Origin of the sequence: Pseudofrancisella aestuarii (genome assembly GCF_003574475.2) — a bacterium.
GTDB lineage: Bacteria > Pseudomonadota > Gammaproteobacteria > Francisellales > Francisellaceae > Francisella > Francisella aestuarii.
The window spans coordinates 349,687-362,536 of sequence record NZ_QLIS02000001.1 but is presented as its reverse complement, the minus strand read 5'-3'; the positions used below and the strand labels follow the sequence as shown (position 1 = coordinate 362,536).

Sequence of the window (12,850 nt, the reverse complement as noted above, 5' to 3'; positions counted from 1 at the left end):
TTTAAGGTTTTCACTATTATTTTTTATAGTGATTTTAGAAATTTCTATCAGATATTAAAATTGTCCCATTTGAGAAGCTTGCATATTGGCTCTTATAATCTCAAAAAAGTCTTCTTTTTTCTCTGTAATTTGTGCTTGTTCTAAAACCCAGTCAGTTAATTTATTTTCAACCACAAGAGCTTTTAGATTATTTATTTCTCGTGGATTCTTTTTAATTTCTGTTTTTGTTTTTTCAGGCTCTTCATAAGCTTTAACCATTTCAGACAGTAAAGCATCTACAGATTCGTCATCTGCTTCAAAACTATGAACCTTAAGCAAATTATCTAGAATTAGACTAGTTTCTACACGTTGTTTAGCATTTTTTTCAAATAAATTATCTGGCAGCTGATCTACGTTAAATCCACTTTTTTCTCCACCCATGCTCTTAATAAGGTTTTGCTTAGCAGCATCAATTTCTCTTTTTATAAGAGCATTTGGTACATCAAACTCAGTTATTTCTCTTAAGCCTTCAAAAAGTTGTTCTTTAACTTTTTTCTGAATTATAAACTTAAGTTCTCTTTCCATATTCTCTTTAATTTCAGATGAAAAAGTATCTACACCACCTTTAACTCCAAATTTAGCAACAAACTCTTCATCAACAGCAGGAAGCTCACCTTCTTCTATCTTTTTAACTACTATATCAAATTGAGATTCTTTACCCGCTAATTCTTTATTTTGATATTCTGTTGGGAAAGTTACAGTTATAGTCCTTTCCTCATCTTTTCTCATACCAATAATACCATCTTCAAATCCTGGGATCATTTGGTTTGAGCCAATAACTACTTGAGAAGCATCAGCAGATCCACCTTCGAAAACTTCACCATCTACTTTACCAACGAAATCAATAGTTACTCTGTCATCTTTTTGAACTTCTCTATCAACTTCATTCCAAGTAGCAAATTGTTTTCTAAGATTTTCAACCATTTTCTCAACCTCAGCATCACCTAAATCGACAACTGGTTTTTCAATCTTAATTTTGTCAAATCCAGTTACTTCAAATTCTGGGAATAATTCTATATTAGCAACAAATTTTAAAGGTTCACCTTCTTTATTTTCTTTTAAATCAACCTCTATCCCAGCTACTTCTAATTTTTCATCTTGGATAGCTTTTGTATATTTTTTAGGGATAAGATCAGAAATTATTTCAAAGCGAATTTGCTCACCATATTTTTTCTTAACAAGATTTGCTGGAACTTTGCCTGGTCTAAAACCATCCATTTTAATAGTTTTAGCTGTTTGGTTAATTCTTTTTGAAACCGCCGAATCAATTTCATTTGCAGGGACTTCTATTAATAAAGAACAATTAATACCTTCTTTCTTTTCAACTGTTACTTGCATTACTTATTTCCTATTTTAATTTTCTATTTAACAATTTTCTAATAGCAAATTTTAACTGTACTAGTGTAGATTGTCTACAGGTTTGTCCCATAATATATGACAATAAAATACTTTTATTGTACACTTCTGCATACATTGATATTTTAAGTTATTAATATATGGTAGCTATAACAATCACACTATGCTTACTAATAAGCCCCTTTGTATTGGCTTTTGCACACTCTGCTATTATTTTTAATAAACATAAAGCCTCGCTCTATGCTAATTATTTTATAGTGTTTAATGTAAGCTATTATACTTTTATAAATAGTTTAGCTTATTTAGTATATGGAGATGACATCAGCAAATTTCAAGGATGGATTTATTCACCAGCTATTTTTCAAATAGGTATCTTCCAATTATCTATATTTATTTATTCATTAATAGTTTTATTTAAAGATTCTAAATTTAAATCTGGATTGTTATTGTTTTTTTCAATATATATGGTTTTAAACTCTTTTAGCCTCTTTATAGGAGATGCCTCTACACCTGACATAATTTTATGGATGTTTATTTTAGGTTTAATAACAGCCTTTATAAGCTTTATTTTTTATAGAATTCTAAAAAGTTAATTTTGATTTTTTTGTAGTTTAATCCAGTTTATATATCCATAAATTGAATTTAATAAGTAGATTAACCACATAGCAAAGAATGCTATTCCTCCAGAATCTGTACCCGAATAATACTGTTGTATCCAAATTATTGTAGAAAGAACATTTATAATAATCCATAGAACCCATTGTTCAACATAGGCTTTTACCATTAAAAATATAGCTATAACAGAAATAACGCCTGTTAGTGAATCTGCTACTAAACCAATTTCTTGATGGAAAAAAGCTTTTAAGATAAATATTCCATATAAAAAAGCAGATATTATGACACTGATTAATAATATGATTTGTTGTTTAATATTTAAAGATTTTGTAACTATAGTAGAGTTTGTATCTGTACTTTCTGGCTTAGTCCAACAATATAACCCATAAAACTGCATTGGAAAAAAGAAAAAAACGAATAAGATAGCCTGTCCATAGACTCCTTCTAATAAGCAAAAATATGCATAAGTTAGGTTATACACAAATGCAAAGAAATAGTTTAAGATTTTTCCTTTAGCTATTAATACTAAATTTAACATACCCGTTATTGTAGCTACAAGTGTTAAAATTAGATACTTATCTGCTGTCATAAGACTAATACATGCTAATATAGTGGTAGATAGAAATAACCAAGCTATTTCATAAATATTCCAATCTTTAAAAATATCTTTAAATTTTATTTTCTTTAGACTTCTGAAATAATTAAAAATTTGTGAGAAAAACTTTGAAATAATAGACTGCATATTTTTCCTTATTTAATATGACTAGCTATATCCATAGCACCAAAAATTCCTGCATTATCTCCTAAAGTTGCTAGCTTAAATTCACAATTTTCCAAAATTGGATTAAGCGCATATTTAGAACATGAGTTTTTGATTACTGGGATATATCTTTCTCCCACTGCTTCCATAACACCACCACCGAATATTACCAAAGAAGGATTTAAAACATTCAAGTAATTAGCTACACCAACTCCTAATGCCTTCATAGCATCTTCTATAATTTCTATAGCAATCTTGTCTTTAGATTGAAGTGCTTTCTTAATAAAACTACTTTTTAGTTTTCCTTCATTTTCTACTACAGATGAAATTAGTGTACTTTTTATTCCCTTTTTATGGAGAGCTTTAATCCTTTTTTCTATTCCAACTTTTGCAGAATATACTTCTACGCAACCTTGAGAGCCGCACCCTTCGCAATATGGGCCATTACTAGCAATAGTTGTATGCCCTATTTCTGCACCTAATCCATTAGCTCCAGAGTAAAGTTGACCATTTATAATTAATCCACCACCTATTCCAGTACCTACAAAAACGCCTACTATATCATTATAACCAATACCTGCACCATATTTCCATTCGCCAACAATACCAACATTTACATCATTTTCTATAAATGTTGGAACTTTATATTTATCTTCTACAATTTTTTTAAGATTAATATTTACAATATTTATATTAGCAGAATGTTTGATCAAGCCAGTTTTTGTATCGACAAGTCCAGCAACACCTATACCAATAGATAAAAGCGTAGAATCATTACTAACATCATCCTTAAGCTTGTCTATTACTTTAAATAATTGATCAATAACTATTTGTGTATCTTCTTTTGCTTTTGATTTTACTTTTGCTGTGGAGATTAATTTTTTATTACTATCAAATAATCCAGCAGTCATATTACTACCGCCAATATCTACACCTATATACATACTATGACTCCCTACTTTTCAAAAACTGCTATTGATTCAACGTGCATAGTATGTGGAAACATATCCATCACTCCAGCACTAATAAGTTTATAACCTTTTTCATTCACTAATATTCCAGCATCTCTAGCTAAAGTTGCTGTACTACAAGACACATAAACAATTTTATCAACATTAAATTTTTCTATATTTCTACAGACTTCTTCAGCTCCAGCTCTTGGAGGATCTAATAACATTTTGTTATATTCAAAATTATTAAACCACTCCTTATCTTCGAAGCTTTCAAATAAGTTGGCAGCATAAAATTTAACATTTTTTATATTATTATTTTGTGCAGTTTCAATAGCCCTATTTACCATAGTTTGTTCACCCTCCACTCCAATAACCGATTTAGCATATTTGGATATAGGTAAAGTAAAGTTTCCTAAGCCACAAAATAAATCAATGATAGAGTCATTCTTATTTATATCTAAAAGCTCAATAGCTTTTTTTATCATTTTTTGATTTATGTCTATATTGACTTGAGTAAAGTCATTTGGTTCAAAACTTATATTTATACCTTCAATAGGGGAATACTCTAATTTAATAGGATCAACATTTTCTTCTGGATATAATCTAAATATCGTATCAGGCCCTTTAGATTGTAAGTAAATCCAGTAACCTTGTTCTTGAGCAAATGTTTTTATTTTTTTTATATCTTCATTAGTAAATGGTTCAAGATGTCGAATAATAAGTGCAGTTCGAAAATCATCTCTTGCTACTTCCAACTGAGCTACCTGATTATATATAGATAAACTAGATATAAAATTAGCAATTGACTCTATATTTTCTCCAATACTTTTATCTAGAATAATACACTTATCAATATCAGCTAAATATTTACCGTTTCGCTCTCTAAAGCCAACAAGCACTTTTTCTTTTTTATTAACATATCTTACACCGAGACGTGCTTTCCCTCTATAACCTTCAGTTTGATTAGTTCTTAAAGGTTCTAATATATTTAGAGGAACTACATTATTACCTAAGTATTTCAGTTGGTTCAATAGAGTTTCTTGTTTATGAGTAATCTGTGCTTCAGATGACATATGTTGAAGACTACACCCACCACACAGTTCAAAAAAGTCGCATTTAGGAGATATTCTACTTTCACTAGCTTTTATTATTTCTAAAGCTTTACCCTCATCAAATTTTGCTTTCGAAAAAGTATATTCAAACTTTACTGTTTCACCAGGTAATGTAAATGGAATAAAAGTCGTTTTGCCATCTATCTTAGCTATACCGCGACCATCATGACTTAAAGAAACTATATTAGCTTCAAATATACCTTCTTTTAATTTGTTTCTTCTACTTCTTCGCATGAAGTTAAATGTATATTTTGATTTTTGAGTTATTTTATTTAATAAAATTTATTAATACAAATTAAAAATGGAATTTAAAGGAATATTATTCGTGGTGGGTGCTGAGGGGTTCGAACCCCCGACCCTCGCCTTGTAAGGGCGATGCTCTCCCAGCTGAGCTAAGCACCCGAATAATGGGTAAATTATATATTTAATTTAGATAAAGTCAATATGATTAAACTTCATTTTTTAATATTTGTTGAGGGGTTATTCTAGACTCTGCTATTTCTCTAAGAGCTAAAACTGTAGCTTTTTCCTTTTTTCCATAGTCTTCATCAGAATATCCATTTTTTAATATAGAGTTAGCTCTCATAGAAGCTAATACTACCAAATCAAATCTTGTTTCTACTTTATCTAAACAATCTTCTATCGTTACTCTAGCCATACTACTTTATGCTCCTATTTTAATAATTGTTTTACTTTATTATAAATAATATCAATAACTGTTTTATTTTGTGCTCCATCTGGAATAATAATATCAGCTTTTCTCTTTGATGGCTCAATAAATTTTATATGCATCGGTCTAACAGTTTCTAAATATTGATTAACAATACTATCTACGGTTCTTCCTCTTTCATTTTGATCGCGTAGCAATCTTCTTATAAAACATAGATCTGATGGAGTATCCATATAAACTTTAAAATCCATCATATTGAGTAGTTCCGCATCATTAAATAACATTATTCCTTCTAATATTATTACATTTACTCCATTAGGAACTTTTTGGGCGAGTGAAGATACTCTTGAGTGAGTTTTATAATCATAATAAGGCACATATATATCTTCACCCTTAATAAGTTTAACTAAATCTTTTTTTAAAAGATCATGGTCAAAAGCATCTGGATGATCATAGTTAACTTTTGCTGCTTCTTCTTGACCAATAAGATTTCCCCAGTCTTTATAATATCTATCCTCAGATATTACAGCAACTCTATCTAAATGATGGGATTCTAATTTTTCAACAACAGCATTAGAAAATAAAGTTTTACCAGATCCTGAGCCTCCTACAATTCCCATTATAAAGACTTTGTTAGACACTTATAACTCCTATATATCAATCTTAGGCTGAGATTTAATAAAACTATCAAGCTCTTTTATTAATTTTAAGAATTCTTTAATTTTATACATTGGAAAAGAATTTGGTCCATCACTTTTTGCTTCATTTGGATTAGGATGGGTTTCCATAAATAGGCCATCTATACCAACAGCCGTAGCAGCCTTAGCTAAGACAGGAACAAACTCTCTTTGTCCACCAGAAGTAGTGCCTTGACCACCTGGTAGCTGAACTGAATGAGTAGCATCAAAAACTACCGGACAGCCTGTAGATTTCATTATTTCCAAAGATCTCATGTCAGAAACTAAATTATTATAACCAAAACTAACTCCTCTTTCACAAACCATAATTTGCTCATTACCAGTAGCTTTGGCTTTATTAACAACTTGCTGCATATCCCATGGTGCTAAAAACTGACCTTTTTTAATATTTACTGGTCTATTCTGTTTACAAACCTCTGTAATAAAATTTGTTTGACGACATAGAAAAGCTGGAGTTTGTAATATATCAGCCACTTCAGCTACTTCAGCAAAAGGAGTATCTTCATGAACGTCTGTCACTATAGGTAAAGAATAAGTTTTTTTTACTTTAGATAAAATATCTAAGCCCTTATCTATACCTAAACCTCTAAAACTATCAATTGAAGAACGGTTAGCTTTATCAAAAGATGACTTATAAACAAAATTTATATTTAATTCTTGAGTAATTTCCTTAAGATACCCTGCTGTATCCATAGCCATTTGTTCTGACTCAATAACACAAGGACCAGCCAATAAAAATAAAGGTTTATTTTTTCCAATTTCAAAGTTTGCTATTTTCATAAATCACTTATTCCTTCAAACTTTTTCTAATATCTTAGAAAATGTATTAAACTTTATACTGAAAAAGATGACCCACAACCACAAGTTGTTTTTGCATTAGGATTTCTTATTACAAAATAAGCTCCTTCGATATCATCTTTATAATCAACGTCAGCACCAACTAAATATTGAAAACTCATAGAGTCAATCAATAGCCTGACTCCATTTTTAGTTACAATAATATCATCTTCTTTTATTTCATTATCAAATGCAAAAGCGTACTGAAAACCTGAACAGCCACCACCTGTTATGTAAACTCTAAGGCTTAAAGAGTTATCACCTTCTTCTTCTATAAGTTCTTTAACTTTTAAAGAAGCTGCTTCTGTAAAATTAATTGGATCAACACTTCCAACTACTTCACTCATATATTACCTCTTTACCAAAGCTAGTTTAATTCTGCCAGTTCTATCTATATTTTGCACAATAACTTCAAGAACTTGCCCTTCACTTAAACTATTCGGTTTTATATTATTTTGTTCAAGGTCTGCAAAAGGTAAGAAGCCATCTTTACTTCCTAACACATTTACAAAAGCTCCAGAATCTAAAAGTTTGACTATTTTGCCTTTATAAATCTCACCTTCTTCACACTCTGCTGTTATAGTTGTAATCTCTGCAACAGCAATATCTAAGGCTTTTTTATCTTTTGCAAAAACCTTTATTTCTCCAGAGTCTGAAGTATCTATCTGAGCGCCTGATTTTTCAACTATCGCTTTTATTACAGATCCTCCACGACCTACAACATCTTTAATTTTTTCAGGAGCAATGTTCATAATATGTATTTGAGGAGCCACATCAGAAACATTTTCTTTATGCTCTTTTATGACTTCATTCATAATTCCTAAAATATGAAGTCTACCTTTTCTAGCTTGTTCTAAAGCTTGCTCCATAATATCTCTGGATATACCTTTTATTTTTATATCCATTTGTAAAGCTGTAACACCATACCTAGTTCCAGCCACTTTGAAGTCCATATCTCCAAGATGATCTTCATCTCCTAATATGTCTGAAAGTACTGCATATTTATTTCCATCTTTTATTAGACCCATTGCAATACCTGCAACAGGTTCAGCTATAGGCACTCCCGCATCCATCATAGATAATGATGATCCGCAAACTGTTGCCATAGAGCTAGAACCATTTGACTCTAATATTTCAGAAACTATTCTTACAACATATGGGTATACATCCTCATTAGGAAAAACAGCATTTGTTGCTCTTTTTGCTAAATTAGCATGCCCAACCTCTCTTCTTTTAGGCGCTAAGCCAACGGCCCCTGCTTCACCAACTGAATATGGAGGAAAGTTATAATGTAGCATATATCTAGCTTTATTAATACCATCTAGACTTTCTACTAATTGAGCATCTCTATCACTGCCTAGTGTAGTTACTACTAGAGCTTGTGTTTCCCCTCTAGTAAATAAGGCTGAACCATGGACATTAGGAAGCACTCCTATCTTAACATTAATAGGTCTTATAGTTTCTGTACATCTACCATCTATCCTAGGCTTACCATTCAATATATTAGATCTTACAATATCTTTTTCTATATCATGAAAAGCTTCTAGAATTTCTTTTTCTTGATACTCATTTTCATCTGTATCACTAGAAAAAATAAACTCAAGAACATTTTTTCTTAATTGAGATAATTGAACATTTCTTTCTTGTTTAGAAGGAGTCATATAAATAGCCTCTATTTCACTATAAAATTGAGACTTAATTTGTGATTTTAAAATTTTATTAATTTCATAAACTGAGTAATTAAATCTATCTTTAGCAGCAAATTTAGCTAACCTATTGATAGCAGCAATTATAGTTTTAACATGCTTATGTCCATATAAAACTGCTCCAAGCATTACACTCTCAGGCAAGCTTTTTGCTTCAGACTCAACCATTAATATAGCATCATCAGTACCTGATACAACAAGATCTAAATTTGACTCTTTAAGATCATCTTTACAAGGATTTAAAGTATACTTACCATTTATATAGCCTACTTTAACACCCGCAATAATATCATTATAAGGAGCACCAGATATAGCTAAAGAAGCTGAAGCTCCAATTAATGCCAAAATATCAGGACAAGTTTTATTATCATATGATAAAACTGTTGCAACTATTTGAATCTCATTGAAAAAACCATCAGGAAAAGTAGGTCTTATAGATCTATCTATTAATCTAGATATTAAAATCTGCTCATCAGATGGTCTTGCTTCTCTTCTTGTAAATCCTCCAGGAATTTTACCTGCAGCATATGATTTTTCTAAATAGTGAACAGAAAGTGGAAAAAAATCAGCTCCTGGTGCTACTTCTTTTTTCACAACAGTAGTTACAAGTATTACAGTATTACCACATTTAACAGTGACAGAGCCATCAGCTTGGCGAGCTAATCCACCAGTTTCTAGAATAACTTTATCATTACCTAGTTCGAAGACTTCTTTGAATATTCTCACAGTTTATAACCTTATTGAGTGTATTTGAAACTAAAAATTTTAAGATAGTTTATTATTTAATTATTTACGTAATTCTAGTCTTTTTATTAGAGAACGATATCTTTCTACATCTTTATCATGAAGGTAGTCTAATAATTTACGACGTTGACTAACTAATCTTAAAAGGCCTCTTCTTGAGTGATTATCTTTTTTATGTGTAGCAAAGTGTCCTTGTAAATCATTGATTCTAGCTGTTAATAATGCTACTTGAACCTCTGGTGAACCTGTATCACCTTCAGCTAATTGATAATCTTTAATTATTTGTTGTTTATTTTCTGTATTTAACATTTTAATTTTACTCCATTTGTTATTAATTTTTATTTAGACCGCACAAAGGAACAGCCTAACGCATATATTTTAGCCTATTATAAATAAAACACAAAGAATTATTTGTTTAGCTTGTCAGGGGTTATTCCCATAATTTGTAAAGCATTAGCTGCCACATTTGAAAAAACAGGTGCTGCAACTGCACCACCACCATATTTCTCGCCTTTTGGGTTATCAATCGTTACAGCAATGGCTATTTGAGGATTAGTTGCTGGAGCCACGCCAACAAAACTAGCTAAATAACTAGCTCCATATCCTCCACCTGCTGATAATTTACGAGCCGTTCCAGTTTTACCAGCCACATGGTAAAGTTCTGTTTTAGCTAACGAACCGGTTCCTCCGGAGTCTTCTACTACAGACTGCATCATGCTAATCATTTCTTCAGAAACCTTTTTTGATGCTATAGGTCTTGAATCTATTTCTTCATTAGGATTTTTTTTAAGAATTGTAGGCTTAATATAGTTTCCATCATTAGCTATAGCTGCAACAGCTGATACTAATTGCATATCTGTAGCATTCATACCATAACCAAATGATAGTGTTGCCAGCTGGAACTCCCCCCATTTATCTTTAACAGGAACGAAACCACTTCTTTCTCCTGGTAGTTCTATACCAGTTTTCATACCAAATCCATAATTATATAATGAAGTACCTAAAATAGATTGATCTTCTATTTCTAGTATAAGCTTAGATATCCCAACGTTACTAGATTTCATAAGTATATGCCTAAGATCTAGTAAACCATAATCCCTAAAGTCTCTAACAGTATTTTTTCCTATTCTATAATACCCGGGAGATGTATTGATTTCTGTATCAGGAGTCACATCTTCTCCATATGTAAGAGCTGTTGCAGCAGAAAAAACCTTCATTACTGACCCTAGCTCATATACATCAGTTACAGCTCTATTTCTTCTCTTATCTGGATAAGCATCTGCCATATCATTCGGATTATAAGATGGATAATTAACCATAGCTAATATCTCGCCTGTATGAATATCTTCAATAATTATAGATCCTGCATCTGCATTAAATTCTATTATGCCTTTTTTTAAATATTTATATGCTATGTACTGAAGTCTTGAGTCTATACTTAACATTAGGTTGTGACCATTTTGAGGTTCTACATAACTCGCCTCATCTTTTGATGCTACGCCACCTTTTAAATCTTTTTTATACTCAAAATAACCATTTTTCCCAGTTAAAAAGTTATTAAATTCAAGCTCTAATCCTTCTTGACCCTTTCCATCAACATTCGTAAACCCAATTATATGAGAAGAAACTTCCGCAGTTGGATAATATCTTTTAAATTCTCTAATTACATGTACACCGAGAATATCTAAATCTTTTATATCTTGAGATAAGTATGGCTGAACCTTTCTTTTTATATATACAAAACCGCTTCTACCTTCTCTCGATTTTACCTGTCGTTTTATTTTTTCCTGGTTTTCTTCCGACAAACCTAATATAGTCATAACTTTTTGTAGCTTTTCAGAGTCTGCAGAAATATAGAATGGATCAACCCATATAGTATCTACTGGTGTACTTATTGCTAAAGGATTACTATTTCTATCAAGAATAATTCCTCTATATGCTTTTATATCTATGCTTCTATCACTTCTATTATCGCCTTCTTGCTTTAATTTATCGTGCTGTATAGTATCCATATAAACTAGTTTAAGGGCTAGTATGACAAAACTAACTATAATTAATATTGTAATTATAAAGTGCCTTAATTTCGGGTTATAATGCTTCATCAGTATTCTTCCCATCATCAATAAATAAAATGTCTTTTTTAGTTGGCAGCATCATACCTTCATCTTTCGCAAACCCCTCTACTGCTGTTGGAGTAGCAAGAGAACTGTATTCTAAAACAATTTGACTCCATTGTTCATCAAGCTTGGTATCTTCCACGATCAAGTCTTTTTCTTGAGTAAGCTGTAATTTGTATTCAAAGCGAATATAAATTAATGAAAAAGCTGATAACAAAAGGATAAATAATAATATAAAGGAAAGAATAACTCCTTTTTTATAAAAGCTATTTCTTAGTGATTCAAATAATCTAATTCTAATCTGTCTGTTATTTAATATCATAGTTTTTCTATTATTCTTAGTATAGCGCTTCTTGATCGAGCATTTTGTTCAAGCTCTTCTAATTGAGCTCTACATTTTTTAATTATCCATTTAGCTTCTATAGAATTAGCATCCTCTGGTAGAAGTTTGGATATTCTATTATTGATAGTTTTAGGCTTAGATAAGTCTGTAAATTTTTGTTTTATTATTCTATCTTCTAGAGAATGAAAAGAAATAGCTGCAACTCTACCATTAACCTTCAAAATTTTCATGATATTACTCATAAGCTGTTCTAAGTCACCAAGCTCATTATTTACATATATTCTTAAAGCCTGAAAACATCTTGTAGCAGGATTCTTCTTTTCTTTCTTTCCGATAGTATCTCTAATCAAATTAGCTAGAGTTAAGGTATTAGCTATTTTACCGTGTTGCTCTAAATATTCTTTTATTTTTACAGCTATTTTATAAGAAAATTTTTCTTCACCATAAACTTTAAAAATATAAGATAATTCTTTAATGTCGAGCTGTTCTAAAGTCTCAGATGCTGTTATTCCTTTTGTATTATCCATTCTCATATCAAGAGGACCATCATTCATAAAACTAAACCCTCTCTCAGCAATATCTAATTGAGGTGACGAAACCCCAAGATCCATAATTATTCCATCAACCTTTCCCAAAAGGTTTTCTTCTAGGCAATAATTATAAATTTTAGTAAAGCTAGAATGTATAATTTCAAAGTTTGGATATTGAGAAAAGTTAACTTTTGCATAATTTATCGCTTCGATATCTTTATCGAAAACAATTAATTTCCCTGTATTTGAAAGTTTATCTAAGATTGCTTTAGAATGCCCTCCTCTTCCAAAAGTGGCATCAATATATATACCATTTTTTTTGATATCTAAGTTCTCAATAGACTCTTTTAAGAGTACAGAAAAATGCATT

At 30.8% G+C, this 12,850-nt stretch carries 14 protein-coding genes and 1 tRNA gene; 1 reads left to right on the top strand and 14 read right to left on the bottom strand.

Features of this window, described 5'->3' with window-relative positions:
* Positions 1-54: 54 nt before the first annotated feature.
* Positions 55-1,377: a trigger factor gene (gene tig / locus DNK87_RS01855; RefSeq protein ID WP_119330474.1), complete on the bottom strand. Its 1,323-nt coding sequence runs from the start codon at positions 1,375-1,377 to the stop codon at positions 55-57.
* A gap of 158 nt (positions 1,378-1,535) precedes the next feature.
* Here tig and DNK87_RS01850 point away from each other — a divergent pair, with 158 nt between their 5' ends.
* Complete coding sequence (locus DNK87_RS01850) at positions 1,536-1,988, top strand: DUF6790 family protein (protein ID WP_119330475.1); 453 nt, start codon at positions 1,536-1,538, stop codon at positions 1,986-1,988.
* On the opposite strand, the gene pnuC is transcribed toward DNK87_RS01850, so the two are convergent.
* The 13 genes from pnuC to rsmH all read right to left on the bottom strand — a co-directional run bounded on the left by pnuC (position 1,985) and on the right by rsmH (position 12,849).
* On the bottom strand, positions 1,985-2,752 hold the full coding sequence (pnuC, locus tag DNK87_RS01845) for a nicotinamide riboside transporter PnuC (protein ID WP_119330476.1): 768 nt from the start codon (positions 2,750-2,752) through the stop codon (positions 1,985-1,987). The two genes, DNK87_RS01850 and pnuC, sit on opposite strands and share 4 nt — an antisense overlap.
* Before the next feature lie 8 nt (positions 2,753-2,760).
* Positions 2,761-3,714: an ROK family protein gene (locus DNK87_RS01840; protein ID WP_119330477.1), complete on the bottom strand. Its 954-nt coding sequence runs from the start codon at positions 3,712-3,714 to the stop codon at positions 2,761-2,763.
* Positions 3,715-3,725: 11 nt separating this feature from the next.
* Positions 3,726-5,069 (bottom strand): 23S rRNA (uracil(1939)-C(5))-methyltransferase RlmD, encoded by a 1,344-nt coding sequence (gene rlmD / locus DNK87_RS01835; RefSeq protein WP_119330478.1) that lies wholly within the window; start codon positions 5,067-5,069, stop codon positions 3,726-3,728.
* A gap of 92 nt (positions 5,070-5,161) precedes the next feature.
* A tRNA-Val gene (locus DNK87_RS01830) sits at positions 5,162-5,237 on the bottom strand.
* A gap of 46 nt (positions 5,238-5,283) precedes the next feature.
* Positions 5,284-5,493 carry a DNA-directed RNA polymerase subunit omega gene (gene rpoZ, locus DNK87_RS01825; protein ID WP_071664176.1) on the bottom strand — a complete coding sequence of 70 codons (210 nt, stop codon included), beginning with the start codon at positions 5,491-5,493 and terminating at the stop codon, positions 5,284-5,286.
* A gap of 14 nt (positions 5,494-5,507) precedes the next feature.
* Positions 5,508-6,146, bottom strand: a complete 639-nt coding sequence (udk, locus tag DNK87_RS01820) for a uridine kinase (protein ID WP_119330479.1) — start codon at positions 6,144-6,146, stop codon at positions 5,508-5,510.
* A gap of 9 nt (positions 6,147-6,155) precedes the next feature.
* Positions 6,156-6,983: a 3-deoxy-8-phosphooctulonate synthase gene (kdsA, locus tag DNK87_RS01815; RefSeq protein WP_119330480.1), complete on the bottom strand. Its 828-nt coding sequence runs from the start codon at positions 6,981-6,983 to the stop codon at positions 6,156-6,158.
* Between the two features lie 53 nt (positions 6,984-7,036).
* A complete protein-coding gene (gene erpA / locus DNK87_RS01810; protein ID WP_119330481.1) occupies positions 7,037-7,387 on the bottom strand; it encodes an iron-sulfur cluster insertion protein ErpA in 351 nt (116 codons plus the stop codon).
* 3 nt (positions 7,388-7,390) lie between these two features.
* Complete coding sequence (pnp, locus tag DNK87_RS01805) at positions 7,391-9,472, bottom strand: polyribonucleotide nucleotidyltransferase (RefSeq protein WP_119330482.1); 2,082 nt, start codon at positions 9,470-9,472, stop codon at positions 7,391-7,393.
* 60 nt (positions 9,473-9,532) lie between these two features.
* The gene (gene rpsO, locus DNK87_RS01800; RefSeq protein ID WP_119330483.1) at positions 9,533-9,799 is read right to left on the bottom strand and encodes a 30S ribosomal protein S15; all 267 of its coding nucleotides are present in this window, start codon (positions 9,797-9,799) and stop codon (positions 9,533-9,535) included.
* A 98-nt stretch (positions 9,800-9,897) separates the two neighbouring features.
* Positions 9,898-11,592, bottom strand: a complete 1,695-nt coding sequence (locus DNK87_RS01795; RefSeq protein WP_119330484.1) for a peptidoglycan D,D-transpeptidase FtsI family protein — start codon at positions 11,590-11,592, stop codon at positions 9,898-9,900.
* Positions 11,579-11,929: a cell division protein FtsL gene (ftsL, locus tag DNK87_RS01790; protein ID WP_119330485.1), complete on the bottom strand. Its 351-nt coding sequence runs from the start codon at positions 11,927-11,929 to the stop codon at positions 11,579-11,581. The genes DNK87_RS01795 and ftsL overlap by 14 nt, the downstream gene beginning before the upstream one ends.
* Complete coding sequence (gene rsmH / locus DNK87_RS01785; protein WP_119330486.1) at positions 11,926-12,849, bottom strand: 16S rRNA (cytosine(1402)-N(4))-methyltransferase RsmH; 924 nt, start codon at positions 12,847-12,849, stop codon at positions 11,926-11,928. The genes ftsL and rsmH overlap by 4 nt, the downstream gene beginning before the upstream one ends.
* Position 12,850: the final 1 nt, after the last annotated feature.

Bases quoted from the DNA above. Each gene is read 5' to 3' on its own strand.
- tig (WP_119330474.1), bottom strand. From the start codon at position 1,377: ATGCAAGTAACAGTTGAAAAGAAAGAAGGTATTAATTGTTCTTTATTA.
- DNK87_RS01850 (WP_119330475.1), top strand. From the start codon at position 1,536: ATGGTAGCTATAACAATCACACTATGCTTACTAATAAGCCCCTTTGTA.
- pnuC (WP_119330476.1), bottom strand. From the start codon at position 2,752: ATGCAGTCTATTATTTCAAAGTTTTTCTCACAAATTTTTAATTATTTC.
- DNK87_RS01840 (WP_119330477.1), bottom strand. From the start codon at position 3,714: ATGTATATAGGTGTAGATATTGGCGGTAGTAATATGACTGCTGGATTA.
- rlmD (WP_119330478.1), bottom strand. From the start codon at position 5,069: ATGCGAAGAAGTAGAAGAAACAAATTAAAAGAAGGTATATTTGAAGCT.
- rpoZ (WP_071664176.1), bottom strand. From the start codon at position 5,493: ATGGCTAGAGTAACGATAGAAGATTGTTTAGATAAAGTAGAAACAAGA.
- kdsA (WP_119330480.1), bottom strand. From the start codon at position 6,983: ATGAAAATAGCAAACTTTGAAATTGGAAAAAATAAACCTTTATTTTTA.
- erpA (WP_119330481.1), bottom strand. From the start codon at position 7,387: ATGAGTGAAGTAGTTGGAAGTGTTGATCCAATTAATTTTACAGAAGCA.
- rpsO (WP_119330483.1), bottom strand. From the start codon at position 9,799: ATGTTAAATACAGAAAATAAACAACAAATAATTAAAGATTATCAATTA.
- DNK87_RS01795 (WP_119330484.1), bottom strand. From the start codon at position 11,592: ATGAAGCATTATAACCCGAAATTAAGGCACTTTATAATTACAATATTA.
- ftsL (WP_119330485.1), bottom strand. From the start codon at position 11,929: ATGATATTAAATAACAGACAGATTAGAATTAGATTATTTGAATCACTA.
- rsmH (WP_119330486.1), bottom strand. From the start codon at position 12,849: ATGCATTTTTCTGTACTCTTAAAAGAGTCTATTGAGAACTTAGATATC.